Source organism: Neomesorhizobium albiziae (genome assembly GCF_900114255.1).
Lineage (GTDB): Bacteria > Pseudomonadota > Alphaproteobacteria > Rhizobiales > Rhizobiaceae > Neomesorhizobium > Neomesorhizobium albiziae.
Map to the genome: position 1 here is coordinate 1 of NZ_FOSL01000039.1, position 25,587 is coordinate 25,587.

24 protein-coding genes are annotated in these 25,587 nt (G+C 59.0%); 11 read left to right on the forward strand and 13 right to left on the reverse strand.

What is annotated here, in order from left to right; genetic code table 11:
* Positions 1-77: 77 nt before the first annotated feature.
* A complete protein-coding gene (locus tag F3H98_RS28355) occupies positions 78-1,265 on the forward strand; it encodes an IS701 family transposase (RefSeq protein ID WP_149764060.1) in 1,188 nt (395 codons plus the stop codon).
* The gene (locus tag F3H98_RS31400; protein ID WP_188130618.1) at positions 1,265-1,441 is read left to right on the forward strand and encodes a hypothetical protein; all 177 of its coding nucleotides are present in this window, start codon (positions 1,265-1,267) and stop codon (positions 1,439-1,441) included. Before F3H98_RS28355 ends, F3H98_RS31400 begins: the two co-directional genes overlap by 1 nt.
* Positions 1,442-1,670: 229 nt before the next feature.
* Here the strand turns inward: F3H98_RS31400 and F3H98_RS28360 are convergent, their stop codons facing one another.
* The 4 genes from F3H98_RS28360 to F3H98_RS28375 form a co-directional block, all read right to left on the reverse strand.
* Positions 1,671-1,874 carry a hypothetical protein gene (locus F3H98_RS28360; protein ID WP_149764062.1) on the reverse strand — a complete coding sequence of 68 codons (204 nt, stop codon included), beginning with the start codon at positions 1,872-1,874 and terminating at the stop codon, positions 1,671-1,673.
* 190 nt (positions 1,875-2,064) lie between these two features.
* Positions 2,065-2,721 carry a NeuD/PglB/VioB family sugar acetyltransferase gene (locus F3H98_RS28365; protein ID WP_149764064.1) on the reverse strand — a complete coding sequence of 219 codons (657 nt, stop codon included), beginning with the start codon at positions 2,719-2,721 and terminating at the stop codon, positions 2,065-2,067.
* A gap of 390 nt (positions 2,722-3,111) precedes the next feature.
* Complete coding sequence (locus tag F3H98_RS28370) at positions 3,112-3,348, reverse strand: hypothetical protein (RefSeq protein WP_149764066.1); 237 nt, start codon at positions 3,346-3,348, stop codon at positions 3,112-3,114.
* Between the two features lie 598 nt (positions 3,349-3,946).
* Complete coding sequence (locus tag F3H98_RS28375; RefSeq protein WP_149764068.1) at positions 3,947-5,152, reverse strand: hypothetical protein; 1,206 nt, start codon at positions 5,150-5,152, stop codon at positions 3,947-3,949.
* A 217-nt stretch (positions 5,153-5,369) separates the two neighbouring features.
* Between F3H98_RS28375 and F3H98_RS28380 the strand changes: the two genes are divergently transcribed.
* Positions 5,370-6,035 carry a lysozyme family protein gene (locus F3H98_RS28380; protein WP_149764070.1) on the forward strand — a complete coding sequence of 222 codons (666 nt, stop codon included), beginning with the start codon at positions 5,370-5,372 and terminating at the stop codon, positions 6,033-6,035.
* 276 nt (positions 6,036-6,311) lie between these two features.
* Here the strand turns inward: F3H98_RS28380 and F3H98_RS28385 are convergent, their stop codons facing one another.
* A complete protein-coding gene (locus F3H98_RS28385; RefSeq protein WP_149764072.1) occupies positions 6,312-8,411 on the reverse strand; it encodes a PQQ-dependent sugar dehydrogenase in 2,100 nt (699 codons plus the stop codon).
* A 259-nt stretch (positions 8,412-8,670) separates the two neighbouring features.
* Between F3H98_RS28385 and F3H98_RS28390 the strand changes: the two genes are divergently transcribed.
* Together F3H98_RS28390 and F3H98_RS28395 are read left to right on the forward strand one after the other, a co-directional pair.
* Positions 8,671-8,982, forward strand: a complete 312-nt coding sequence (locus F3H98_RS28390; RefSeq protein ID WP_149764074.1) for a hypothetical protein — start codon at positions 8,671-8,673, stop codon at positions 8,980-8,982.
* A gap of 99 nt (positions 8,983-9,081) precedes the next feature.
* Entirely contained in the window at positions 9,082-9,744 is a 663-nt protein-coding gene (locus F3H98_RS28395) for a sugar transferase (protein WP_149764076.1), read from the forward strand.
* Between the two features lie 15 nt (positions 9,745-9,759).
* Here the strand turns inward: F3H98_RS28395 and F3H98_RS28400 are convergent, their stop codons facing one another.
* The 5 genes from F3H98_RS28400 to F3H98_RS28420 form a co-directional block, all read right to left on the reverse strand.
* On the reverse strand, positions 9,760-10,914 hold the full coding sequence (locus F3H98_RS28400) for a DegT/DnrJ/EryC1/StrS family aminotransferase (RefSeq protein WP_210249724.1): 1,155 nt from the start codon (positions 10,912-10,914) through the stop codon (positions 9,760-9,762).
* A 206-nt stretch (positions 10,915-11,120) separates the two neighbouring features.
* Positions 11,121-12,290, reverse strand: a complete 1,170-nt coding sequence (locus F3H98_RS28405) for a glycosyltransferase family 4 protein (RefSeq protein ID WP_149764078.1) — start codon at positions 12,288-12,290, stop codon at positions 11,121-11,123.
* Between the two features lie 9 nt (positions 12,291-12,299).
* Entirely contained in the window at positions 12,300-13,454 is a 1,155-nt protein-coding gene (wecB, locus tag F3H98_RS28410; RefSeq protein WP_244621962.1) for a non-hydrolyzing UDP-N-acetylglucosamine 2-epimerase, read from the reverse strand.
* Positions 13,454-14,551, reverse strand: a complete 1,098-nt coding sequence (locus F3H98_RS28415) for a polysaccharide biosynthesis C-terminal domain-containing protein (RefSeq protein WP_149764080.1) — start codon at positions 14,549-14,551, stop codon at positions 13,454-13,456. Before F3H98_RS28415 ends, wecB begins: the two co-directional genes overlap by 1 nt.
* Positions 14,548-15,573 (reverse strand): polysaccharide biosynthesis protein, encoded by a 1,026-nt coding sequence (locus tag F3H98_RS28420; protein WP_280178033.1) that lies wholly within the window; start codon positions 15,571-15,573, stop codon positions 14,548-14,550. The genes F3H98_RS28415 and F3H98_RS28420 overlap by 4 nt, the downstream gene beginning before the upstream one ends.
* Before the next feature lie 320 nt (positions 15,574-15,893).
* Between F3H98_RS28420 and F3H98_RS28425 the strand changes: the two genes are divergently transcribed.
* Positions 15,894-17,846: a polysaccharide biosynthesis protein gene (locus tag F3H98_RS28425; protein ID WP_244621963.1), complete on the forward strand. Its 1,953-nt coding sequence runs from the start codon at positions 15,894-15,896 to the stop codon at positions 17,844-17,846.
* A 662-nt stretch (positions 17,847-18,508) separates the two neighbouring features.
* Here F3H98_RS28425 and F3H98_RS28430 read toward each other — a convergent pair.
* Positions 18,509-19,084 (reverse strand): biotin transporter BioY, encoded by a 576-nt coding sequence (locus F3H98_RS28430; protein ID WP_149764082.1) that lies wholly within the window; start codon positions 19,082-19,084, stop codon positions 18,509-18,511.
* A 118-nt stretch (positions 19,085-19,202) separates the two neighbouring features.
* Here F3H98_RS28430 and F3H98_RS28435 point away from each other — a divergent pair, with 118 nt between their 5' ends.
* A complete protein-coding gene (locus F3H98_RS28435) occupies positions 19,203-20,102 on the forward strand; it encodes an MBL fold metallo-hydrolase (protein WP_149764084.1) in 900 nt (299 codons plus the stop codon).
* Between the two features lie 2 nt (positions 20,103-20,104).
* Here F3H98_RS28435 and F3H98_RS28440 read toward each other — a convergent pair whose 3' ends face one another.
* Complete coding sequence (locus F3H98_RS28440) at positions 20,105-20,896, reverse strand: DUF1499 domain-containing protein (RefSeq protein WP_149764086.1); 792 nt, start codon at positions 20,894-20,896, stop codon at positions 20,105-20,107.
* Positions 20,897-20,982: 86 nt separating this feature from the next.
* Positions 20,983-22,611: a fatty-acid--CoA ligase gene (locus F3H98_RS28445; protein ID WP_149764088.1), complete on the reverse strand. Its 1,629-nt coding sequence runs from the start codon at positions 22,609-22,611 to the stop codon at positions 20,983-20,985.
* 177 nt (positions 22,612-22,788) lie between these two features.
* Between F3H98_RS28445 and F3H98_RS28450 the strand changes: the two genes are divergently transcribed.
* From F3H98_RS28450 to F3H98_RS28465, 4 genes are all read left to right on the forward strand, one after another.
* Entirely contained in the window at positions 22,789-23,151 is a 363-nt protein-coding gene (locus F3H98_RS28450) for a hypothetical protein (protein ID WP_149764090.1), read from the forward strand.
* Positions 23,152-23,368: 217 nt separating this feature from the next.
* Positions 23,369-24,766 carry an aminotransferase gene (locus tag F3H98_RS28455; RefSeq protein WP_149764092.1) on the forward strand — a complete coding sequence of 466 codons (1,398 nt, stop codon included), beginning with the start codon at positions 23,369-23,371 and terminating at the stop codon, positions 24,764-24,766.
* A 101-nt stretch (positions 24,767-24,867) separates the two neighbouring features.
* A complete protein-coding gene (locus F3H98_RS28460; protein WP_149764094.1) occupies positions 24,868-25,257 on the forward strand; it encodes a DUF427 domain-containing protein in 390 nt (129 codons plus the stop codon).
* Between the two features lie 167 nt (positions 25,258-25,424).
* Positions 25,425-25,587: transposase (locus F3H98_RS28465; RefSeq protein WP_149760831.1), on the forward strand; the 163-nt coding region annotated here is incomplete at its 3' end.

Below are 25,587 nucleotides of genomic sequence, written 5' to 3' on the forward strand. Positions count from 1 at the left end.
CCTAGTACTACAGTTGTAATTATTTTCAAATCGTGATTCTGCTCAAGCGTTTAGGACAGCTTGAGGAGAGCTTTTGGATGTCTGTTTCGGACTGGACTGGATCCGGGATTGGTTGGGAGCGGGAACTGACGGCCTTGAAGGGCCGGCTTTGCCCGGTGTTCCGCCGCCTGGAAGCGCGCGAGAGTTGCGGTGCGTTCATCGACGGCCTTCTGTCGGGGATTGATCGGAAGACCGGCTGGCTGATGGCTGAGCAAGCCGGCCTTTCAAGGCCATGGCGGATGCAGGCGCTACTTGGCCGTTCGCAGTGGGATTGCGAGCGAATGCGCGACATCGTTTTCGACTATGTCATCGAGGCAATTGGCGATGACTCGGGTGTGCTGGTTGTCGATGACACCGGCTTCCTCAAGAAAGGCCAGCATTCGGTGGGGGTCGCGCGACAATACTCGGGAACCGCGGGGCGGATCGAGAACTGCCAGGTCGGGGTGTTTGCCGCCTATGCCAGCCGTTTCGGCCAGGCACTCATCGATCGGCAGCTTTACTTGCCGGAGGCGTGGGACAGGGACGAGGCGCGTCGCAAGGCAGCGCATATTCCCCAAGACGTGGCATTCGCAACCAAGCCGGCGATCGCGCGCACCATGTTGGCCGATGCCCTCGACAGGGGCGTGCCCTGCGCTTGGGTTCTGGCCGATGCAGCCTATGGCGGGGATTATCAGACACGGCGCATGCTGGAGGAGCGCCAGCAGCCCTATGTGCTTGCGATACGGTCCAACCATACCTTGCGCATGCTGACTGATCAGGGGCTGTTGCAGACGGACCCGAAAGAGATGGCCGCCGAACTTGCCGGCGATGCCTGGCAGGCGCATCCGGCGGGTGAAGGCGCCAAGGGGCTCAGGCTCTACGACTGGGCACGTATTGCTCTGCCCTATGTCGTGGACGAAGGCTATGCCCGCTACGTCCTGATCCGCAGAAGCCGATCCGATCCAGGTGCTCTCAGCTATTACCTGGTGTTTGCGCCTGCGGCCGCGACGCTCATGGAGCTGGCCGGCGCCGCAGGCTTGCGCTGGACGATCGAGGAATGCTTCCAGCGCGCCAAGGACGATCTCGGCCTCGATCATTGCGAAGCCCGTTCATGGCACGGTTGGCACCGTCATATGACGCTGGTCATGGCCGCCGCCGCTTTCCTGGCCAAGCTTGGTGCCGACCTGCGCCGCTCGGCTCTCGGCAAACCGAACGAAACGAGTCCAAAACCCGCAATCGCAGCCTGATGCGCAAAATCGCTCTGATCCCCACCGTCGCCGAAATTCGAGCGTTGATCATGCGCCTCATGATGCGAAAGTCCGCAAAGCAAGCCTTCATCTTCGCCTGGTCACTGTGGCGGCGAAAACATCAGGCCCAAGCCATGATCGCCCACTACAAGAAAAGAAGGCATCTGCAACTGTAGTACTAGAGCAGTTCCGGTTCTCTCAGAACCGGTAACTCGCTCTAAGCATTTGTTTTGCCGCATTTATGCGGACGCCAAATGATTCCATTTGGCTGCAAAATGCTCTAGAAATCGCGGCCGTGAATCTTGTCGCCTTCGTTGAGGGTCAATCGTGAGAATGCGCTCTTCGTAGGCTCTGACGTCGGCGCCGAACACTGGATTATCGCCGCGCTAATCGAAGCTTGCAAGCTTAACGAGGTTGTTCGGCCATCTCGCCGATGCTCTTACCAAGATCGTCAATGGTCACGCCTTCAGCCAGATCGGGGACCATATCTGCCTTGCACCAATAGCAACAAGCGCAAACTAAAGGCTTCGGGCCGATGCTGTGCGCTTCATACGAGCGCGTAAAATGCGAGATGGTCGGCTGCAGGCCGTCATTCGGTGGCAGCAGCATTTCGCGATGAAGCTGCCTCTGTCGTGATCGATAGCGTCAACGATCTCGACTTTTTGAGCCCAGTGCCAAGACCGACACGCGCTTCTTCCACCTCGCGGGCCAGCGCCTTTTGGACGCGGCTCTCCCCTATAGACTTTTGGCTGATGCATGCAGGGATTCCTGGCAAACGTCACTCCATCAAAGCCTAGCATCAGGTATCCTTGGACGCTTGAACTGTCATTTTCTTGGCCGGATTACCTGCTACACGAGTTTCTGCTTGTACATCCCGAACCACAACTGAACCTGCACCAACCACCGCACCGGCTCCCACCCTAACACTCGGAATCAGAACGGCACCGGTGCCGACGAAAGCGAGTTTTTCAAAGCAGACATTTCCAGCCGACCGAACACCTGGGCAAATTTGAACCGCCGATTCCAAGATGTTATCATGATCAATTGAGCAACAGGTGTTAAGGATGCAACTGGTACTAATTCTGGTGTTGGCATTGACTACCACTCCAGGCATCAGCACCGTCCCTGCTCCAATCGTAACTGTCGGTGACACCCAAGAGTGGGGATGACACAAAATGGGCATTTGGTAACCTAGGGACGCTACCTCTGCGCAAACTTTGGAACGAGTAATGTTGTTTCCGATCGCGACGAAAACGGAAACAGTTTTCGGCGGAGTGTGCGACGACAGCTCGAAAATGTCCCTTGCTACCACCGGTACTCCGTTGATGGTCGCTGAAAGATTCCCACTATCTACAAAACCAGTCACATCGAGCCCTTGACTCGCTGCAATCTCTGCGCAGACGCGTCCATGCCCGCCCGCCCCGATGATGACTACTCTTTCCCGTTTCGCTATCATTCCTGCCCCACACCTCGTCTCAATTGCCTGCTACCGGCCGCCACGCACGTCGAATAGCCGCAATTATCGCATTGCGGTTACTGTTGTCGTAGTCCCGACCGATGAAATGCTGTGCACCGTCAACTCGCATTCAATGCACCTAGCTCTGAGCTCTCAATGGGTTGTGCATCTAGTCCGAGCCGAGAAGACTTAGGTGTAGAAGCTTCATTGATTCTAGGAGAATGGACGAATGTCCATAATGCCCGACTGACGTAGCGTGATCGAGCGCGAGTTGTGAGTAGGCCCTGAACGGACAAACGCTGGGGGTCGTAGCCACAAATGCGGTTCCGCGGATGGTCACAAATGGAGGCAACTGACAACGCCGTGAAGGCTGGCGGATTGGACGATCGCTTATTCCGGCACAATCGCGCACACTTGGCCATAACCGTCATTTCGGCGCCGGTGCGATAATGGCTTGCCTGCGAATTGTGGGCGAAAAATTTCCAAACCCTTTGTCAGCGGCCCGACCAAATTTGCTTGAAAAAAATTGCCGCTCATCACCATGGGCAGAGAACTCGGGCTGTCCACCAGCTTGTAGGCCCTCCAGACTATGTGCTTGGTGATCGGCAACGGTTTGTCCGACTTCATGGCGCTCCTCCCAGCAGAGGCGGTTGGCGCCTGAGGTTGGACCGTGTAACGCAGCCCCTTCGCTCCATGGCCATTACAGCTACTTCACCGCTACTACAGGCTGCTCCGTCCCTGTCATGGGTATCGGTATTTTCCCTTGGTGTGCGCCGCTTGCGATCTCCCTTGCCACCCATGTCAGGTTTCCTTGCTCCGTGCCGCCTATGCACTGGCTGTTGCGTGGACCCGTAAGCAGGTGTCGTCCACACTCCTCCGGGCGTAATGCCCGACGCCCGTCTCAACAGCGTCTGAATCCATTTTGATTCGTCATCAGCGGTTCGCTTGCGCTCATCTTCTCAACACTTACCTGACGGCGACGAGCGCCGCCTTCCCCATCACTCACGACCACGCCTTTTGTGCGCAGCCGCATGGGGCAGGCACACCCACAATTTGCCGGAGATCGTGGCCCAAAGCCACGAATTCGGCAACATCCGCGCCGGATCGGGAACAAAATAGCAGACAGAATCCGAGCACTCGTAGTTCTTCACCGCCGACGCATCACTTATGGCAGCGGAAATGTCATCAACACCGGCTGGCTGGAACGCCGAGCGCTCACCGGCGACTAAGCCATCCTTCTCGCCAAGGCGGCGATTCCTACCGCCCCGAGAATTCCGAGTAGGCCAAGCAGCCCTTCAAGTCGATGGGTCGGCAGGTAGCACGAGTTATCTGCCATGCAGGAGGCCTTCGGAAAAGACCACAGGTCCAAGGAGGCGACGCAGTTCGTCATCTTCTGTGCATGGGAGCAGGTGTCGCCCTCCTTGCCAAGGCAAAGCATCGGGTTGTGAACTATCTCTTCCGTGACGACTTTTGCCGTCGCTTCGCACCAGTCAGTAACGTAATCGCGAGGCAACTCGCCGTAGTCGCGGAAGGAGTTCTCTGGTGAGAGTTTCAGGTCATCGGGAAGCTTGGCAACCAGATATATCGCGCAGTCGCCGGAACTCACTTTGTCGCTCGGCGGATAGTGGCAATCCAGAGCAAGCCGCTCACCCTGGTGAATCCTCCAATTGAGAGTAATCTGTCCCGGAGAATCTTGGTCGGCAGGCGGGAAGCAGAACCTCTCTGTCTCCAACCCATGACGAGAGCGTTTTAGGCAAGCTTCCATGTGCGAATCGTGATGGTTGTTGCCGATATAGGCTACTGCGCTGGCGATCTCCAGCGACCGTCCGCCTGTGTAGCTCTGGAAATATGACGTCACCAGCGGCTTATCTGCGCTGAACATTTGATCGTAAAACGGCAGACGAAGGAAGCGATAGCGAGGCGTGCCGGGTTTGTATCGGTGATATTCGACCACGCATGTCCCATCTATGCTGCCTGACGGCAGTATTGAGCTGACTGTACCGAGCGAACCGCAAACGAATGTTGTCCCCTCCGGTACGAATACCGGTGTTCTGGTGAGATCGACATGTTGCTCCCAGTCCCCGGCCGGGACCAGCACCGGCTCGTTGGTGGGAGTGATGGGATACACCCAGCCATCAACCGCCTTTGATCGAACTGTGTTGAAGCACACCGGCTCAATGAACCCCCCGCGGCCAATTGGTTGTTCAATGGGATAAACTGGCTCCACCTGTCTGTACATAGCCAGGCAATAGTCAGCAGAGCCGCCTACCTTGAAGCCATCGACCCTAATTGAAACGCGCGTGATGCTGATGTCGTGGGGGATCCGTATGACATCGGGGTTTTGACCGAAGGTCAACGTCTCTGCCGATGCCGCGCTAGCGAAAAATGAAAGCGCGCAGCTTAACGCTGCGGCAAATGCTTTTAGTCTCAAGATGGTGCCCCCGTTCTAGCGCGCAACCTAATTCCTCATACACTTCCTTACAACCTGAAATCCCTAATATCGGAGAGGATCATATGGACAAGAGCGTTCCCGCCGGAGAGGCGATGCTGCTCGACTTCATCTATCGCACCGAGACAAGCAAGGCTCCGCCTGCTATGACGTCATCTACGGCAACAACCAGGGCAAGCTGCCGAAGCGGCTGACCGCAATGACACTCGATGAGGTGGTCAAGGCGCAGCCGTCATGGACCAAGCGCTACGGATCCTCAGCTGCCGGTGCTGCGCAGTTCATGCGCGATACGCTGGACAAGCCCGGGACGCTCGCGGATCTGCGCGGTGAGCTCGGGCTGACCGGCCGGGAGAAATTCACCGGGGATTTGCAGGACTGGCTTGCCTTCCATCTTCTGAAGCGCCGCGGCTATGAGAGGGTCATGGAAGGAAAACTGACGCGCACGGCCTTCGGTAAGGCGCTGGCGCAGGAATGGGCTTCTTTCCCTGTGCTAGCCGACACCAAGAGCGCAAACCGGACCGTGCGGCGCGGCCAGACCTACTATTCGGGCGACCGGGTCAATAAGTCGCTGGTGGCGGCCGAAACAGTTGAAGCCGTGCTGGATAGGGTGAAGGCAGCCGCTCGTAAGACCACGCCGGCCACGAAGCCCGCGCCCAAAGCTGCGCCAGCAGAGATCGACAAGGAAACGGTGGCACGCGTGCAGCAGCAACTCGTCGCCGTCGGGCATCGAGGCAATACGGCCGACAACGTCGAACTTGAACGCGTCCGTGACCGTGTCGTCTTCGCCTTGTCTCTTGGAAGGGCGCTATGGTCTGTCGGCAAGGCGCTTTTGTCAGCAGCTGCCGGCGCCGCAGCTGCTTGGTAGACGATGACGCAACTTAGAAATGCCGCCGGTGCATGAAGAGCCCGTCGTCCCTTAATCGGGGCGGTGGGCTTTTTTGTTTTCAAGACAAGCTGATGGTTGGCAAAAATTCCGGCTTCTGTAGCAAACGCGCCAAACCCTCTGGGCGGCGGCACACCTTTTGCCCGAAATGCCGGGCCGCCGGCCATCCCGATAAGAAAATCGGCTTCATCCACCACACCTTGACCGACCCTCATTTGGCGTGGCCGCGTTTTGTTACATCAGCCGATCCTTACGGCTCTATATCACCAAAAAGTCTGCGTTAGTCAGCGCAAGCGCGACCGCCAACGTAGCGAACTGCGCTGCTCCTGCAGGCGTTGCAGTGCCGTCCGAGTCATAGATCAACGCACCGGTATTCGGATCATAGATTACGCGGTCGCTGGCATCGTGCGCTCCCGCCCCAATATGAAAGGAGTTCGGGTCAAGTAAGCCTGCGACGGTCAGAGTGTTAAAGATATCATTGTCTAGCTGGACGGTATCCTCCGGAACGCTAAAATCCAGAACTCGGTCGACGTTGGTCAGGCCGTTTAGAGCCCAGCCGAAGTAGAAGGTGTCGAATCCGGTTCCGCCACTCAGGAGATCGTTGCCAAGGCCGCCATTGAGGAAGTCGTGACCGTCACTCCCCATCAGGAGATCGTTGCCGCCAGGACCATCGTGAACGATGTCGTTGCCGGCTCCGCCAAGGAGATCGTTGGAACCGTTGTTTCCGATGATCGTATTGCCCAGAGCGTTGCCGATGGCTCGGAGGTGACCAGAACCGGCCAGTGTTAAGTTCTCGACGTCGCCGGCAATACTGGGGGGCGCCAGGCTGAAATCGATAAACGACAAAACGGTGTCAATGCCATTTGATCCGGCAAGGCTTTCATTGACGGTATCACCCGCGTTGTCCACGACATAGGTGTCGTTGCCGGCGCCGCCGCGCATGTCATCCGTCCCCACTCCACCGTTCAGCATATCGTTGCCGATGCCACCGGAGAGATTGTCATTACCGGCGCCGCCGTCGATCGAATCTGCGCCATCGCCCGACGAAATGCCCGGATCGAGCCGATAGATCGCCCCCGCCAGGGTCACTGCGTAGAGATTACCGCCGTTGTCTGTGCCGAAGGACGAGATCAGGCTCAGATCAGCGCCCACCTGGGCCGTGCGCTCGATCGCATCCTCCGCCACCCCGTTTACCATTCGCAGTGTCATAAGCCGTCCACTGCCAAAATCTGCGAAAAAGTAAGCGCCCTGCAGACCGGGAGCCGGTCCTCGGTAAACATAGCCGCCCGTAATACTCTGGCCGAAATCGCGAGCATACTCGAAAACCGGCTCGACGAAGGCGATCGGCGGCTGAGGCGGCGCGGACGGGCCCTGGAGCGTGCCCTCGCGGTAGTCCCAGCCGTAATTCAATCCGCCAGGCCCGCCGGCCGCGTCAAAATTTACCTCCTCGCGCGCGGCCTGGCCGACGTCGCCTATATAGAGGTCGCCGGTCAGCGAATCGAAGCTGATGCGCCAGGGATTGCGAAGACCATAGGCCCAGATTTCGTCGGCGCCCGGCGAGCCCCCAGCAAATGGATTGTCGTCCGGGATCGCGTAATTGCGCGAAGGATCGGTTGGAAAATCTTCGGCATTCACATCGATCCTTAGAATCTTCCCCAACAGGACATTGGTGTTCTGGGCGTTACCGCTCGGATCGTTGCCGCCGCCGCCGTCGCCGGTCGAGATGTAGAGATAGCCGTCCGGGCCGAACGCGAGTGAACCGCCATTGTGATTTCCGAAGGTCGGATGCGGAATGGTCATGAGCGTGCCGACCGGGGCAGGGTCGGCAACGGCCGGGTTCCCGGCTGAACGGGAGTATGCTCGAATTTCGATGTCACCGGCCGGATTTGTTAGGAAAACGAAAAAGCGGCCGTTGTTCGCGTAGCCCGGATGGAAGGCAAGGCCCAGGACGCCGCGCTCGCCGTCGGCGGAGAATTGCGAAGCGGGAATGTCGAGGAACGTCGACTGGGCACCAGTTGTTGTGTTGATCCGGACGATGTCGCCGACATCTTTCCTGAGGGCGTAGACGAAGCCGACATCGCCAGGCGCGCCAGTCACGAACACCGCGCCTGGACCGACATTGGCCAGTAGTGTCGCGGCAATATCCCCCGAACCGGCATTTAATTCGGCGGCGCTATGGCCGTAAATCGTGTCATTGCCGACGCCTCCCTGTAGCGTGTCCGCTCCGTCGCCGCCCGAAATCGTGTCGGCACCGCCTAGTCCGTTAATTTGATCGCTCCCGCCCAGTCCCTGGATGGAGTCGAGAACATTAGTTCCGTTCAAGATTTCGGTCGCATTCGTGCCGGTGATCTGCGCCATGGCCAGGCCCTCTCAATGCCATACGCCCCACGCTGCAATGTTTGGAGATCGTAGCACAATCACAGCAACCGAGGGAGAACCTCGAGCCCGACCGTGATTCGGGTTTCAACTTTCACCCATTTTGCCGAGGGTTGATGTACGCGGAGTTTCGAAACTCTCGTTGAAATCACTGGGAGCGATACGCAGGAGCAGCCCCTCGCGTCGGAAAGGCACAGAATTCATGTCGTCGCGTCGAGGCCGCACGATCAAGATACTATTCATGGCAGTGCTTTTGCTGATTCCATTTATGAACGGCTTACAGCAATGGGAAAAGCGAGGCGACATCCGCGATTTCTTGAACAGAAAATCGTCGGGACTCACTCGTGAATATGCGTTCGGTGCCAGCAATGAGCCCGCTTTTGCCGAACCGAACTTCATGCACAATTTGACTATTTCACTTCAATATTTGTTTGGTTTTCTCTGGAAGATTCTTGGTTTTGATTGGAATCATACCAGATACGTGGTCGGCGGGCTCGTGGCAGCGACTGTGTTGTCGTCTTTCCTGTTTGTCGTAATGTTAGGCTTAGCCTGAAACCGTTAAAGCCAAGGGCGGCGGTAAGAATGGAAAATGCTTTGACCCCAGAGTTCGCTTGGGGTAGCGAGATCCCAGCAGGTGAGCGGGCCATTTTACATGACAGAAGCAAATCGAAAGGTCGTAGACACCCGCCTTTACGACTTTGTGAAGCGCGCGCTGGATGTCGCAGTGGCCACTGTCAGCCTGATCGTCTTTCTTCCCATTATACTCTTAGCGGCCATCTCGGTCCGCATATTTCTTGGATCGCCAGTTCTGTTCCGGCAAATTAGGCCGGGTCGCGGGGGCTTAGCCTTCGAATTGCTAAAGTTTCGTACTATGAACGACAGGCGAGACAATGGGGGTGAACTCTTACCCGATGCTGATCGGTTGAGCGGTTTCGGCCGCTTCCTGCGCACCACCAGCCTGGATGAGCTGCCGCAACTTATTAACATCGCCCGCGGCGACATGAGCTTGGTCGGACCGCGGCCGCTGCTGATGAGCTATCTCCAGCTCTACACTCCGGAGCAGTCCCGCCGCCACGAAGTACGGCCCGGCCTCACCGGCTGGGCGCAGGTCAACGGTCGCAACAACGTCGATTGGCCGGCGCGGCTGGCGATGGACGTCTGGTATGTCGACAACCGGTCGTTACGGCTCGATCTGGCAATCATCGCAAAATCAGCGCAGATCGTATTGTCGCGCAAAGGCGTCTCGCAAGAAGGCAGTGCGACAATGCCAGTGTTTACGGGCACGCACGAGCCCGGCGGCAAGTCCAAAGGCTAGGCGCGGGGCCTCGCGTTATTTACTTGCCGCCCCAAAGACCTTGTGGAGAGCAGCCTCGGTGTCGGCCAGCGCTTGTTCGTCGAGTGTCGGGTGGGTCAGGAAAACCAGCGACGTATGGCCAAGCCGCGCGGCGTTTGGCTTCGGCGCCACGGTCTCGTGGCTCGCATAGGCGAGTTCGCGATAAAGCTCCGGACAGGCGCCAACAAGTGCCGGAATGCCCTCCGCATTTAACGCTTTCATGATGCGGTCGCGATCCCAGCCATCGGCAAGCATTTCAAGTTTCACGCTGCATTCCAGCCGGTAATAGGCGTGCTTGTGGCCGGCCGGCAGCGGCGTGATTCCGACGCACGGATAGCTGGCCAACGCATTGGCGATCCGCTCTGCGTTCGCCGTCCTTGCCTCGGTCCAGCTGTCCAGCCGGCGAAGCTGGATCAGGCCAAGCGCCGCCTGCATTTCGAGCATCCGCCAGTTGGAGCCGATGCTTTCGTGGACCCAGCGGTAGCCCGGGGCATGTTCGCGGTTGAAGACCGCATCCCAGGATTTACCATGGTCCTTGTAGGACCAGGCAATGCGCCAGCGCTCTTCATCTTGGAAAAGCACCATGCCGCCCTCGCCCCCGGTGGTCATGATCTTGTCTTGGCAGAACGAAAAGGCGGCTGCGTGGCCGAACGATCCCAGTTGCTTGTTGCCGATCATGGCCCCGTGACTTTGGGCGCAATCCTCGATGACGACGAGCCCATGCGCATCCGCGAGCTTCATGATCCCTTCTATGTCGCAGGGACGACCGTTAAGGTGCACTGGAATGATCGCCTTGGTCCGCGGTCCGATAACTGCCGCGATCGTATCGGGGGCGATCGTTTGCGTGGCGTAGTCGATATCCGCAAAGACCGGTTTTGCGCCGACGAGATCGACGGAACTCGCTGAAGCCAGGAAGCTGCGCGGCGTGACGATGACCTCGTCGCCAGCACCGATGCCGAAGGCTCGCAGCGCAAGTTCAATTGCCAGCGACCCGTTGGTGACGGCAACGGCATGGGGCGCCTGGAACTTTTCGGCGAAGGCCTTCTCGAATTCGCGAACGAGCGCGCCTGTCCACTGATTGACTTTTCCGGATCGCAAACAGGCGGCGACCGCCTCGACCTGCTCCTCGTCGAAGCTCGGCCAAGGCGGCATCGGGGTGTTGCGCACCGCCACGCCGCCGTCGATCGCCAGCCTGTCGCTCTCGCTTTCGTAGATTGTCATCTTCGCCGCACTCGATTCGAAAGCCATCTGTCTGTCACCGCTTTGTCGAAGGATTTCGGGCGCCACTCTTAAAGAGAGATCGGCGGATGCGCAATTCTCATGTGCCACCGTGTAATGTGCCAGAAGATGCCAAGCGGTCAGCCGGCACCCCTGTCCCGAAATAGCTCCAGCCATTTGGCGCGCGCAACCTCCGGGTCGAATAGCTCCCTCGATCGCTCCCTCACCGCGTCGCGCTTCCCGGCGGGCCACGAAGCCAGTTCGTGGATTGCCCTGGTGAGACTGCTCGCCGGCTCCCCCCAATCGACGGCCAGGCCTATATCGCGGGCGCGCGTTTCCCTGGCGAGTTCGCTGTCCTCCTCGACCAGAGCAAGCAGCGGAAGCCCGGCCGCCAGATATGTGAACGTCTTGCTGGGATAGGCATAGCGGAAAAGCCCTGGCGTGAGCGAAACGACGCCGACATCGCACGCACGCATGAAGTCGAAGGCGTCGGCGACCGGCAGTGCCTTGTGGAAACGAACGGTTCCGATCCCACGCTCCTCGACAATCTTCCGCAGACCCGCCTTGGCGCGCCCCTCGCCCAGGAATTCCAACACGGCGACAGCCGGATCGATGCTGGCGAAGGCCTCGACAAGCTCTTCAAGGTGCTGAAAACGGCCAATGTTTCCGGCGAAGACAAAACGGACCGGACCGGACCGTGTCCGGCTGCCCGCGGGCTCACCTGTGACGGCGGCGAAATTGTTAATGAGGACAAGCCGTTTCGGCGCCGCCCCGCGCGCCCTCACTACGGCGGCCATGTCTCCGGACAACGTCACTACGGCATCCGAACGATTGAGCGTCCAGGTATCGATCGACCGCAGCAAGCGCGAAAGCATGCCTTCCTTTAGCATGTTCATGTGCAAGCCGATTTCGGGATAGATGTCCTGCAGGAAGTAAACGAACCTGGCGCCCCGGAACCAACTCGCCAGCCTGATCGCGAATGGTTGCAGGACGGGCGGTATCGACGTCGTCCAGACGACGTCGCTCTTGCGCCCGAACAGGATCAGCAGCGCCGCGATCGCGATGAACAGTGCGCTGTTCACGTAGCGCGCGATGCCCCGTTTCCTTTCGCCGAACAACGGCACACGCCTGATCCGGACCCCGTTCCATTCTTCCCGCCAGGGCTGCTCGGGAAGGTTGGCTTCCGGATTGTAACTCGGCTGCGCTGTTATCACTTCGACATCATGGCCGGCAGCGGCCAGCCATTTCGCAATATCATTCGGGAGAAAGGTTTCGGGCCAGAAATAGCGATAGACAATGGTTATCCGCATGAAGGCCGCTCAATCATTCTTCTCCAGCCCATGCCAGCGCGCCGACAGCTTAGCGGTGCCCAGGATCAGACGGACGACACGCTGCGATGTGTTGGTCACCTGGTAATCGGCAGGCAAGGGCGGGAAGGTTCCGGCTTCGAAATCTGCGACCGCCATCTCGACACCGGCGATTATGGTGTCCCTGTCAAGGCCGGTGATGATGATAGAGCCGGTGTCCATCGCTTCCGGGCGCTCGAGCGCATTGCGGATCGTGATGGCCGGAAAGCCCAACATCGAGCTCTCTTCGCTGATGGTGCCGCTGTCGGAGATCGCGCACAGCGCCTGCATTTGCAGCTTGTTGTAATCATGAAAACCGAACGGCTTCATGTAGCGGACATTCTGGTTCAGGCGCAGCCTGCTGCCTGCCGACCCGATCCGCTTGCGGGTGCGCGGATGCGTCGACACGATCACCGGCATAGCATAAGTTTCCGACAGGTAGTTCATCGCTTCAACGATCTGGCGAAGGTTGCCCGAATTGTCGACGTTCTCCTCCCGGTGGAAGGAGGCGATGAAATAGCGCCGCGGCGCCAGGTCAAGCCGTGCCAGCACATCGCTCGCCTCGATGTCTGCCCGGTAGGTAGACAAAACCTCGTTCATGGGCGAACCGGTCAGATAGATGCGGCGGTGCGGCAGGCCTTCGGAAAGAAGGTGGCGGCGGGCATGTTCCGTGTAGACAAGATTGAAATCGGACATGTGATCCACCACACGCCGGTTCAGCTCCTCGGGCACGTTAAAGTCGAAACAGCGGTTGCCAGCCTCCATGTGATAGACCGGCACTTTGTTCTTGCGCGCGGGCAGCGCCGCGATGCAGGAATTGGTGTCGCCAAGCAGCAGCAGCGCGTCGGGCTTTTCCTGGCGTATGACCTTGTCGGCCGCGATGATCACACGGCCGACCGTTTCCGAGGCCGTTTCGCCCGCCGCTTCGAGGAAGTGATTGGGCTTGCGAAGACCGAGATCCTTGAAAAAAACCTCATTGAGTTCGTAGTCGTAATTCTGGCCCGTATGAACGGTGACCATGTCCACGGTATCTTCCAGGCGGTTCATCACGGCGGACAGCCGGATGATCTCCGGCCGAGTGCCGAAGACCACCATTACCTTCAATTTCCGAGGTGGCGCGTCGGTCATCAAACTGGTTCCATGTAGGTGTCCGGGCGTGCCGGATCGAAAATATCGTGTGACCAGAACAGCGTGAGCAGTTCGCTGCCGCCGATGTTGGTGATGTTGTGGGTATGCATGGTCGGCATGTCGACGAAGCACGGCGCATCGCCGGAGACGTCGAAATGCCGCACCTCGTCCGTAAAGACCTTGCGGATGGAAATCCGTGCATCCCCCGATACGACGAGAAACCGCTCGACCTTGTCGAAATGGAAATGATTGCCGCGCGTAATGCCGGGATGGGTAGACGAGTAGAAGACCTGGCCGCCGTTGCGTTCTTTCACGACCTCGAACAGCGAACCGCGATTGTCGGCCTTGCGCTCCAGCATGAACGGATACATCGCCGGATAGACGTACGACCGATAGGTGTTGAACAGGTTGAGCGCGAAGCGGTCGCGAAGGTCGGGGACGATGCCGAGCCGGTAACCAGCGTGCATCGCTTTCAGCATGGCGGCAACGGTCGCCACCGACGTGTCGCGGCCAGTTGGGCGCGACTGCCCGCTTGCCCCCTCCGCAATCGCCGCTGCAATCAGGTCAGCCGCCTCGCTGTAATGCATCAGATTCACGGGATTATCGTTGTGAACCGACAGTTCGGCCCCCGCCGCGACCTGGTCGCAAAATGTGCCGACGAAGGAATTGTATCTCGGACGGGTGAATTCGCCGAAAAGATTGGGCAATACGATTTCGAGAAAGCCTGCTCCCACACGCGCCGCTTCTTGCGCAAGCGTATCCGCCGCGGCTGCTTTGGCACGGCCATAGACATTTTCAAGGTCGCGCTGAACCGACGACGAATAGATGACCTGCCGGATACCGGGCGCGCTTGAAAGCGCGGCTGCAAGCCCTTCGGCAAGAGCCCTGTTGCCATCCGCGACATCAGCGTCGGTGCCGCGGTTGACGCCGGCGAGATGAACGATGACCTCGCGATCGGCGGCAAAGGCTTGCAGGGCCTCGGGATTCGCAAACTCGGCCCGGCCCGCAGTAGTGACATCGTGGCCGTAGTGGTATGCCAATTTGCACCGGACGAAATAACCGAGTTGGCCGTTGGCGCCGGTTATCCCAACCTTCATCGCACGGCCTCGATGCCTGCCCGCGTGAGGCCTTCCTGGATCGAAGGCAACGTCAGCAGCAGCTTCTTCGTAGCTTCGATATCGAGTTGTTCGGTGTTGTGCGAATGATAGTCGTCCACCGCCGAGCTAGCTTCATGGCCTTTGTTGAAATACAGTGAATAGTTGATCGAACGCGTGTCGACAGGGATACGAATGTAACTACCCATGTCCTCGCTGCGCAGAATCTCGGCCGCCGAGGCCAACGTCTCAAAAAGCTTTTCGCCGTGACGCTCGCCGATGATCTTGATACCGACGTTCGAATTGAACAGTTCAATCATCGCTTGGGCCAGAACTTCCATGCTGGCCGCCGGTGCCTTGCGCACGAACGTATCGCCCTGCATCCCATACTCGAAGGCGTGGTCGACCAACGCTACGGTATAAGGCAGTGGCAACAAGAACCGGGTCATTTTGAGATCGGTAACGGTCAACGGCTTTCCGTCGAGTATGAGATCGATGAAAAGGGGGATGACACTGCCGCGCGAACCCATGACATTGCCGTAGCGAACGACCGAAAAGGTGGTCCGGCAGTCAGGATGAAGCCGTGCCTTGGCGCTGACGAGCTTCTCCATCAATGCCTTGGACATGCCCATGGCATTGATCGGGAAAACCGCCTTGTCCGTCGACAAGAGGACGCATTTGGAAACACCCGCCTCAATGGCTCCTTCCATGACATTTTCAGAGCCGGCGACATTGGTCCGCATCGCCTCCATAGGAAAAAACTCGCAAGAAGGAACCTGTTTGAGGGCGGCCGCATGAAATACATGATCTATTCCTCGCATTGCGCTCGCAATCCGGCTCCGGTCCCGAATATCGCCGATATAGTACTCGACCCGCTCATCAGCGAGCTGTGTCCTCAGTGCATGTTGCTTTTCTTCGTCGCGCGAAAAAATACGAACCTTCTCGTAGCCACGATCAAGCAAATGCAACAGCATCGTCTTGCCAAACGAGCCTGTTCCGCCAGTTATCAGTGCGGTTCGCGTCAAAGAAGCCTCCTGGATTTTGCCAGCGGTGTTATTCGGTCAATGGCATTTGTCAACCCAATAAACGGTCAGGCGTTTCGGGAACCCCAGCAGGGGTAAGCAATACCATTGTGCAATGTCGTTAGGGGACCAAAGAGAAGAATCGGACTATTGAGCTGGGTTAGTGGTTGGGACAATTGATTCCTTAGACCTGCGCCAATGCAACACTTTTTGACATCCGTGGTTGCGATGAAGGCTTCTCCCTTGTCTTAATATCATCGTTGTGGTTCGAAGTGGTCTTAGTAGCGTACATGGGCAGGCCGGCACCGCACCTTGGAGCTGAGATGAAATTTTCGACTATTTCCGAGACGCTGGTTAGGTTGAAAGGCGTTATGACAACACTCCTTGATTTAGGGGTCGCCGGCACCGCGTTTCTATTTGCGTATGCAACGGCATATGGCTTCGACCGCATGCTTCACATTCCGGGAATAGTCGACAAAACCGGCGCCTTCACCGCCATAAGCGGAATATGTTTCGTGCTGTTTTCGGTAAACCGAACCTCTTGGCGATATGTTTCGATCCCTGACTTGATCACTATCACCAAGGCCGCCACTGCAGCCGTCGTGATCTATACGCTCGGTTCGTTCCTCCTAACACGCAGTGAAAACGTCCCACGATCCGTGCCCGTCCTGACGACGATTTTCCTGCTATTCGGTCTTGCTGGCACAAGAATCGCTGTGCGCCTAATATTAGAGAGGAGCTTTAGCTTTTCCCCATCATCAGGGCCAAGGTCACCTGGCAGTCGTAACGTGTTGTTGTGTGGCCTGTCCGCCAAAGCAGAGAGTTTCATTCGGTCGGTCAGACGTGATCCAAAGAATCCGATCAATATCATTGGCATACTGGATGAGGCGGAGAAGAACCGGCTGCGGATGATCCAAGGTGTCAAAACGGTCGGCAAGCTGACAGAACTCGAGCGGGTGATCAGCGACTGCGCCAGAAATGGGATTGTTATCTCCGAGTTGATTGTCACCGAGAATTCCCCCAGCAGACAGCGTCTCGCGGAAATCGTCGAAACCGCGACTTCCTTGAAACTCAAGGTTCTCAGAATACCTGACATTACCGACACAGCGCTTATAACCCCCAAGTTCCTTGATGAACCAAAACCTATCGAACTTGGAGATCTCCTCGAGCGACCTGAGGTAAAGGCCGATTATGAAGGCGTCGCGCGTTTGATTGACGGGAAGGTGATTCTCGCAACCGGTGCAGGCGGCTCCATTGGCTCAGAGTTGTGCAGGCAAATCGCTACTTTCAATCCAAGGCAGCTGATTATCACGGATAGTTCCGAGTTCCATATTTATATGCTGGACAAGGAACTGCGGGAACAACACCCGCAACTGCCGATGGTGACTAGGATCGTCGATGTCCGCGACGCAAACCGCGTCGCCCGGATATTTTCTGAATTCAAGCCCGAGGTAGTATTTCATGCAGCAGCACTGAAACACGTTCCGTTGGTGGAAGAAAATCCGATCGAAGGGATCAAAACCAATGTTCTTGGCACACGGAATGTTGCCAACGCGGCACTCGCCAACGAGGCCGTGACATTCATCATGATCTCCACTGACAAGGCAGTCAATCCTACCAACATAATGGGGGCGACCAAGCGCGCGGCGGAAGCCTACTGCCAGTCGCTCGACGTCAACTCGACGAAAACTCGCTTCAAGACAGTCCGTTTCGGCAATGTTCTCGGGTCAAACGGTTCCGTTGTTCCACGCTTTCAGGAACAGATCGCGGCGGGAGGGCCGGTCACCGTCACGCATCCCCACATCGTTCGCTTTTTTATGACCATCCCGGAGGCGGTTCGTCTGGTTCTACACGCCTCGGCCCACGCACTTCGGCGTCAAACGGAACGCGGGAAGATCATGGTGCTCGACATGGGCAAACCTGTGCGCATTGTCGACCTAGCTGAACGCATGATCCAGCTTGCAGGCTATAAGCCCCGAATTGACGTCGAGATCGTTTTCACGGGGCTGAGACCAGGTGAAAAGTTATTCGAAGAGCTTTTCGATCCCTCTGAGATAAAGGACAGTAAGACAGAGGAAGGCTTTGTAATTGCCGCGCCGCGCATTATTGACAAGGCATTGCTGCACCGAACGCTGACAGGTCTGGATTCCGCGGTAGAGCGCGAAGACTTAACCCGAGCAGTCGAACTGCTTGCGCATATTGTGCCCGAATACCGCAAAGACAACACGGCGGTCGCCCCCTTTGCGGAAGTTGACGAGACGGAACGTCCATCCTAGAAGGGTTCGTATCTAAAGTTTAATCCCGGCATTTCGCTAGATGATTGTAATCTGACGCGTTGGGCTGTGCGACCCGTCCCTTGCAAATGAACTCATAGAGTGTAACGCCTTTGAAGATCTTGAGCCGACGGCGAAGTCGTAGGCCGAGACCCAGTCGGCGATATGCCGGCGGAGATGATTATTCTTCTCGCAATAGAAGCGCTTGGCGGGGATGTCATTGATGGTTCGGTTCATCCTCTCGACCTGACCGTTGATTCATGGATGCCTCGCCTTTAATGGTGCGATTCTCGATGTCGCTCGAAGCGCAGGTGTATTCGAAGCCATGTGCTAGGAAGGGCTCGCGGTGTGAAATCGCCTCGTTGATCCGCGGCACATCGACCTTCCGGCTCAAGTTCTTCAAAGGCCTCACGCCCTACGAGTTCATCTGCTCGGTCGCACAGTCCCGAACGCTTCAGATTACATTCGATTCAGCAATGCGGGACTAAATACCCTAGATCCCGCCAACCCGGTGCGCCGCATTTTGCGGATTTAACGACCAGCGTTGCCACACGGACGAGCTTTGCCGAACGGAATTCGACCGGGATTCCCCACCGCGCTCACCTTTTACAACGGTTGGAATTGTCAGATTGCAAATCCTGACAGCAACAAAGGCAGCAGTTCCCTCACCCCTTCCTCAGCGCATTTCCCGCCCGCACGATCGCAGCCGCGAGTGCGATTTTCATGACATCGGTGACGATGAACGGGCCGACACCGAAGGCGAGCGCCTTCTCGCCGCCCATCAGAACGGCAAGCCAGGCCGCACCCAGCGCCAGGATCGCCACTTCGCCGAGCATCATCACGCCGAACAGGACGAAGATATTGCGATCCAGCCCACGGTCCACCGCATGGCCGACGACTGCCGCGGCAACGACAAAGCCCGCGAGATAGCCGCCGGTCGGGCCGGCCATGTAAGCGAGGCCAGCGCCAGTCGCGAAGACGGGCAGGCCCATCGCACCTTCAACCAGATAGGCGAGCACAGTGGCGACGGCGAGATTGCGGCCATAGGTCGCCGCGATCAGGAAGACGGCCAGCGTCTGCAGCGTCATCGGCACCGGCCAGAAGGGCACGGTGATCTTGGCGGCAAGCGCCAGAAGCGCGGAGCCGGCAAGCACCAGCAGAACCTGAACGGCAAGGCGCGCGGTGCGATCTTGCGGCAGAGCCAGCGTAACGATCGGACCTGTAACGGTTGCAGCAGACATGAGAGACCCCCTTCAAGAGAACATCCGGCGAAGTGCCGCCGGGTTTCGACATAACCGCTTCCGTGCTATCGGGCAACGACGCTATCACATCCCCGCACGGCAAACAGAGATTTAGGTTGTGGACTTCGACACCCGGTTCGAACCTCATTATGGCGAAGCGATCGAGATCGCGCCCGGAATCAGGCGGCTGACCGTCAACAATCCCGGTCCTTTCACCTTCCACGGCACCAACTCCTACATCGTGGGCCGGAACAGCCTGGCCGTCATTGATCCCGGTCCGGAGGACGCCGATCACCTGTCGGCTCTCCTCAGCGCCATCGACGGCCGGCCGGTGAGCCATATTTTCGTCAGCCACACGCATCGCGACCACTCCCCGCTTGCTCGGCTGCTGCAGCGGGAAACAGGCGCGGTCATCGCCGCCGAAGGCCCACACCGCCCGGCAAGGCCACTGCGCATCGGCGAAATCAACCCGCTGGACGCCAGCGCCGACACCGATTTTGCGCCCGACCTGGTGCTTGCGGACGACAGCCTGGTCGAGGGCGACGGCTGGTCCTTGAGAACCATCCTGACGCCCGGCCACACCGCCAACCACGCGGTTTTTGCGCTGGAAGGCACGGGCGTGCTGTTTTCGGCCGATCACGTCATGGCCTGGGCGACATCCATCGTCGCGCCGCCGGATGGCGCGATGGCCGACTACATGGCCTCGCTCGACCGCCTGCTCGAACGCCACGACAAAGTGCTGCTGCCCGGCCATGGCGGCCCGGTGAAAAAGCCGCGGGCTTTCATGCGCGGGCTGAAGGCGCACCGCAAGATGCGCGAGCGCGCCATTGTCGAGCGCCTCGCCCGCGGCGACAGAACCATTCCCGACATGGTTCGGGCCATCTACCGCGACACCGACCCGCGGCTGCACGGCGCGGCGGGGCTGTCAGTGCTGGCGCATCTCGAGGATCTTGTGGCGCGCGGCGTCGCCGTCACCAACGGCGCTGCAGCGATCGACGGGGAATACGCGCCGGCCTGATGTCACTCGACCGGCGCAGTGCCGGCCTGCAGGGCAATTTCGGTGTCCAGGTCGTCGAGGAAGGCAACGATGCGCGCCGCGTTATCGCCGAGATCGTTGCGCCCGAACCGCGACGCCGAGCGCATGTCGACATAGGCGGTGTTGCCTTCGTCTGTCACCCTTATGGCGACATCGGAGGGAAAGGCCAGAAGCAGCGTCCTAGCCCGCGCCTCGACGGTGACTTCCGGGTTGCTGGATGCGTCCTGCGGCATTTCATAGGTGTGCCAGCCGCGCTTCTTCACCAAGGCAAGAACGGTGGCCAGGGCACGCTCGGCCGGGATGTTGTAGCGCCGTCCGGTGACCTCCGGATAGGTTTCCGCCTGAAGCTTCGCCGCGGCCTCGCCGATCGGAGCGATGACGTTCATTGCCGGCGTGCGGCCGACCGCTGCCTTGACGAATGGCGGGGGGGCGGCGGTGTCGGTCGAAATATCGCTGAGATTAGGGCTGACAAAGGAGCGGTAGCCGGTAATCGCGAAGGGCACCAGCACGACCAGCGCGAGAAACATGCCCTTGGCGAGGTCGGCGCCGCCGATGTCGCCGCGATACCAGACCCGGCGAAAGCTGATCGCAGCCAGCAGCAAGGCTACAATGGCCAGCACCGCGGCCAGGCCGAGCACGGCGATGAAAGCCGGCGTTTCCACGAGGCCGAACCGGTGGCTGATCGCCGCGGTGATGAAAAGCACCGCCGAGAACCAGGCGGTGGCGCGCGACCACCCGGCGGCGCGTGCTGTTTGTTGCTCGATATAGACCGCCATTGGCCGCCGTTCGTCCGTTTTCGACGCGGCTTACATAGCGGCTCGGCTGGTGCCGGTCAAAAGATGCAACATGGCCGCGAACCGGTCTATTCCGTTGGCAGCCTGTATCCGCTGAACTGCTCGCGCAGCTTGGTCTTCAGGATCTTGCCGGCCGCCGTGTGGGGGATTTCGTCGACAAAGGCGACGTCATCGGGCATCCACCACTTGGCAACCTTGCCGTCCATGTAACGCAGGATATCGGTCTTGCTGGGCTCCTTGCCGGGCTTCTTGACCACCACCAGCAGAGGCCGCTCGTCCCATTTGGAATGGGCGACGCCGATGACTGCCGCCTCGGCGATGTCGGGGTGGCCAACCGCCAGGTTCTCCAGGTCGATGGTCGAAATCCATTCGCCGCCGGATTTGATGACGTCCTTGGCGCGGTCGGTGATCTTCATGTAGCCATGGGCGTCGATATGGGCGACATCACCGGTGTCGAACCAGCCCTCCTCGTCGAACTGCTCGGTGCCGGCGCCGCCATAATAGGCCCGGGCGACCGCGGGACCGCGCACCTTCAGCCGGCCAAAAGTCTTGCCGTCCCAGAGGTGCTCCCGGTTGGCGTCGTCGGTCACCTTCATCTCGACGCCGAACGGCGAATAACCCTGCTTTTCCTGGATGTTAAGGCGGTCGTCGCCGGCCAGCCCCGCATATTCCGGCTTCATCGTGCCCAGGGTGCCCAGCGGCGACATCTCGGTCATGCCCCAAGCGTGAATGACCTCGACATCGTAGTTTTCCTGGAATTTCTTGGTCATGGCGCGCGGACAGGCCGAGCCGCCGATCACCACCTTCTTGAGGTGCGGCAGCTTTTTGCCGGATTCCTCGAGATACTGGAGCAGCATCAGCCAGACAGTCGGCACCGCCGCGGTGAAGGTCACTTTCTCGGTGTCCAGCAGTTCGTAGATCGACGGCCCGTCCATCCTGCCGCCGGGCATGACCAGCTTGGCGCCGATCATCGGCCCGCTCTGCGCAAGGCCCCAGGCATTGGCATGGAACATCGGCACCACCGGCAGGATGGTGTCTCGCGACGAGATGCCCATCGCGTCGGGCATGGCCGCGATCATGGCGTGAAGCACGTTTGAGCGGTGGCTGTAGAGTACGCCCTTGGGGTCGCCGGTGGTGCCGGAGGTATAGCACATGCCGGCCGCCGTGTTTTCGTCGAGGCTCTTCCACTGGAAATCGCCGTCGGCTTCGGCCAGCCATTCTTCATAGGCAACGGCATTCGGCAGCGACGTTGCCGGCATGTGCGCGCCATCGGTGAAGACCACCACCTGGCGAACCGACTTGACGGTCGGACAGAGCTTCTCAACCACCGGCAGGAAAGTCAGGTCGGTGAACAGCAGCTTGTCCTCGGCGTGGTTCATGATCCAGACGAGCTGTTCGGGAAACAGGCGGGGATTAAGCGTATGGTAGACCGCGCCGATGCCCATGATGCCGTACCAGGCCTCGATGTGGCGCGCCGTGTTCCAAGCAAGCGTGGCGATGCGGTCGCCGAGCCCGTAACCTTCGCGTTCGAGACGCTGCGCGACCTTCAATGCACGCGTTCTGACTTCGGCGTAATTGGTCCTGACGATCGGTCCCTCGATCGACCGCGAGACGATTTCGCGCTGCCCATGCTGGCGCGCCGCATTGTCGAGGATCTTGTGGCAGAGCAGCGGCCATTCCTGCATCAATCCGAGCATACCGATTCCTCCCTGTTCTTCTTGCCATTCATACTGGATGGAATGACAGGCTTGTCCAGTAGGCTTGGTCGTTGACGCCGCGGCAACGGGAAAATCGCGAGCAGTTGCCACGACATGGCTTCTGCCATTATAAATTGTCGTGGCTGGTGGGTGTACCTGAGTAAAATGAGGTTTCGCATGTCCGCGCAAACCACGGCCCCAGTTGTTGAGAATGCCGGCGCCGCCAAGGCAGCCGAGATCGAGGCAGCTCTCCAGGATCAGGATATCGTCGGGCAGGATTTCGAGCGTTCGTTGCAGACGGCGCTTGCCACGACGGGCGGAACGCTGCTGTTCCAGATGCGCATCGACAAGGACGATACGCATGAGCATGTCGCGGCCATCAGCATAGGCACGGCTAAGGAGCGCCGGCTCTTCCTCGTCGTGCAGCCAGCCGATGGCGGCAAGCTGAAGCTCGAGCCCGTCGAAACAAGCGACAATCCGCTGGCCCGGATCGCGCCAGCCTATGCAGGACTGGTCGACGTTTTCGATATCGCGGCCTGACCTGCGGCACCGCCCGGATAGAGTGCCGCGCGTCCTTTTGGACGCGCAAAGCCCCTTCTAAGACTTTTAATCTATGCATCGTGCTTTCCGAAATTCGATTCCGATTTTCGGGCCGATGCAATAGAGCCACTCCGCAGCCGCTCTTGAACCAACGCATGAAGGGTTTTGCGCCGGGAGCCGCAAACGGCTACGGTCGTTGCGACCCTCGGAGACAACGATGCTGAACACCCCGCCGCTTTCAAACCTGCAGACGCGCGATATCGAGTCCGTGCTGCACCCCTACACCGCGCTTCACAAGCTCAAGTCGACCGGTACGCTGGTGATCGAAAGCGGCAAGGGTGTCTATGTCTACGACACGCAAGGGCGCGGCTACATCGAAGGCATGTCCGGGCTTTGGTGCGCGGGCCTCGGTTTCGGCGACGAGGAACTGATCGACGCGGCAACCGAGCAGCTTCGCTCCCTGCCCTACTATCACCTGTTCGGCGCCAAGGGCACGGAATCGGCCATCGAGCTTGCCGAAAAGCTGAAGGAGATCGCGCCTGTGCCGATCTCCAAAGTGTTCTTCACCTCGTCGGGCTCGGAAGCCAACGATACCCAGGTGAAGCTCGCCTGGTACATGAACAATGCAATGGGGCGGCCCAACAAGAAGAAGATCATCTCGCGCATCAAGGCCTATCACGGCGTGACGATCATGGCGGCTTCGCTGACCGGCCTGCCCTACAATCACATCGGTTGGGACCTTCCGGTCGACCGCGTTCTGCACACCGACTGCCCGCACTATTACCGCTTCGGCAAGGATGGCGAGAGCGAGGCCGAGTTCGTGCAGCGGTTGGTTAAGTCGCTGCGCGACCTGATCGAACGCGAAGGCCCCAACACGATCGCCGCGATGATCGCCGAGCCGGTCATGGGCGCCGGCGGCGTCATCGTGCCGCCGATGACCTACTACGCCGCGATCCAGGAAGTGTTGGACGAGCACAACATCATCCTGATCGACGACGAAGTCATCAACGGATTTGGCCGCACCGGCAATTGGTGGGGCTGCCAGTCGCTGGGCATGACGCCGAAGACCATTTCGGCGGCCAAGCAGCTCACCGCCGCCTATTCGCCGCTCGGCGCCGTCATGGTCCCCGAGGATATCTACCAGGCCTATGTCGACCACTCGGCCGCGATCGGCACTTTCGGTCACGGCTTCACCTATGGCGGCCATCCGCTCGGCTGCGCGCTTGGCGTCAAGGCGATCGAGATATACCAGCGACGCGACATCGTCGGCCATGTGCGCATGCTGTCGCCTGTCTTCGAAGCCCGCATGAAGGCCTTGAACGACCACCCGCTGGTCGGCGAAACGCGTTATTGCGGTCTTGTCGGCGGCGTCGAACTCGTCGCGGACAAGAAAACCCGCCGTTCCTTCGACCCCAAGCAGGCTGTCGGCCCGCAACTGGCAAAAATCCTCGAAGGCCATGGCGCAATCCTGCGCGCGGTCGGCGACACTATCGCCTTCTGCCCGCCGATGGTCATCACCGAAGCGGAGCTGAACGAGCTTTTCGACCGTTTCGAGAAGGCGCTCGCCGACACCGAGGCATGGGTGTCGAAGGAAGGACTGCGGATCGCGGCTTAGAGAGGTTCCGGTTCCTACAGAACCGGAACCTCTCTAAAATGCACTGGCGGGAACGCGGCTGCCGCGCCAGCGTTGTACCGGCAAGAACAGGAGGCCATGCAATGGACACGGCAGCAAACCCCTCGCCAGGCTTTCAGCGCAATCCCGGGCGCCGGATCACGGTCGAGCCCTTCGACGGCGTGGTGACAGTCAGCTTCGCCGAAGCGATCGTCGCTTCATCGAACGAAGCCTTGGTGCTGCGCGAGGAAGATTATCCGCCGGTTTTCTACATTCCGTTCAAGGACGTCTATTTCGACTTCCTCAAGCGTACCGATACCAGCACGCATTGCCCCTACAAGGGCAACGCGTCGTACTGGAGTGCGTCAGCATCCGGAGATGCCGAAAAAGACGTGATGTGGGCGTACAAACACCCGTACGACGAGATGATCCGCATCAAGGATCACGGCGCTTTCTACCCCAACAAGGTCACCATCGACGCCAATCCAGCCTGAACGCAAACCAGAGCGTCGGAACGATCCCATGGAATTGTTCCGCCGCTCTGCTCTTTGTTCTGTCACGTTTCCGAACTGAAAACCGCTAGGCTGTAGTGACGATTTAACGGCTTGGGATTCCCAAAGTTGCGCAAATCAGATTCAACGCTGGCTTTTGGAGGCTGGCGATGGACGGAGAGGTTTTGCGCGACGATCAGTGGGAGAAGGTGAAGTCGTTCGTTCCGGGCGGTCGCAAGGGCAAGCGCGGTCCACGCAGTGATGGACGACGCTTCTTCGACGCGCTCTTGTGGATGGCGCGTTCGGGTGCACGTTGGCGCGATCTGCCCGAAG

Coding starts and splice junctions, on each gene's coding strand:
- F3H98_RS28355 (WP_149764060.1), top strand. CDS start 78: ATGTCTGTTTCGGACTGGACTGGATCCGGGATTGGTTGGGAGCGGGAA.
- F3H98_RS31400 (WP_188130618.1), top strand. CDS start 1,265: ATGCGCAAAATCGCTCTGATCCCCACCGTCGCCGAAATTCGAGCGTTG.
- F3H98_RS28360 (WP_149764062.1), bottom strand. CDS start 1,874: ATGCTGCTGCCACCGAATGACGGCCTGCAGCCGACCATCTCGCATTTT.
- F3H98_RS28365 (WP_149764064.1), bottom strand. CDS start 2,721: ATGATAGCGAAACGGGAAAGAGTAGTCATCATCGGGGCGGGCGGGCAT.
- F3H98_RS28370 (WP_149764066.1), bottom strand. CDS start 3,348: ATGAAGTCGGACAAACCGTTGCCGATCACCAAGCACATAGTCTGGAGG.
- F3H98_RS28380 (WP_149764070.1), top strand. CDS start 5,370: ATGACACTCGATGAGGTGGTCAAGGCGCAGCCGTCATGGACCAAGCGC.
- F3H98_RS28385 (WP_149764072.1), bottom strand. CDS start 8,411: ATGGCGCAGATCACCGGCACGAATGCGACCGAAATCTTGAACGGAACT.
- F3H98_RS28390 (WP_149764074.1), top strand. CDS start 8,671: ATGGCAGTGCTTTTGCTGATTCCATTTATGAACGGCTTACAGCAATGG.
- F3H98_RS28395 (WP_149764076.1), top strand. CDS start 9,082: ATGACAGAAGCAAATCGAAAGGTCGTAGACACCCGCCTTTACGACTTT.
- F3H98_RS28400 (WP_210249724.1), bottom strand. CDS start 10,914: ATGCCGCCTTGGCCGAGCTTCGACGAGGAGCAGGTCGAGGCGGTCGCC.
- F3H98_RS28405 (WP_149764078.1), bottom strand. CDS start 12,290: ATGCGGATAACCATTGTCTATCGCTATTTCTGGCCCGAAACCTTTCTC.
- wecB (WP_244621962.1), bottom strand. CDS start 13,454: ATGACCGACGCGCCACCTCGGAAATTGAAGGTAATGGTGGTCTTCGGC.
- F3H98_RS28415 (WP_149764080.1), bottom strand. CDS start 14,551: ATGAAGGTTGGGATAACCGGCGCCAACGGCCAACTCGGTTATTTCGTC.
- F3H98_RS28425 (WP_244621963.1), top strand. CDS start 15,894: ATGAAATTTTCGACTATTTCCGAGACGCTGGTTAGGTTGAAAGGCGTT.
- F3H98_RS28430 (WP_149764082.1), bottom strand. CDS start 19,084: ATGTCTGCTGCAACCGTTACAGGTCCGATCGTTACGCTGGCTCTGCCG.
- F3H98_RS28440 (WP_149764086.1), bottom strand. CDS start 20,896: ATGGCGGTCTATATCGAGCAACAAACAGCACGCGCCGCCGGGTGGTCG.
- F3H98_RS28445 (WP_149764088.1), bottom strand. CDS start 22,611: ATGCTCGGATTGATGCAGGAATGGCCGCTGCTCTGCCACAAGATCCTC.
- F3H98_RS28450 (WP_149764090.1), top strand. CDS start 22,789: ATGTCCGCGCAAACCACGGCCCCAGTTGTTGAGAATGCCGGCGCCGCC.
- F3H98_RS28455 (WP_149764092.1), top strand. CDS start 23,369: ATGCTGAACACCCCGCCGCTTTCAAACCTGCAGACGCGCGATATCGAG.
- F3H98_RS28460 (WP_149764094.1), top strand. CDS start 24,868: ATGGACACGGCAGCAAACCCCTCGCCAGGCTTTCAGCGCAATCCCGGG.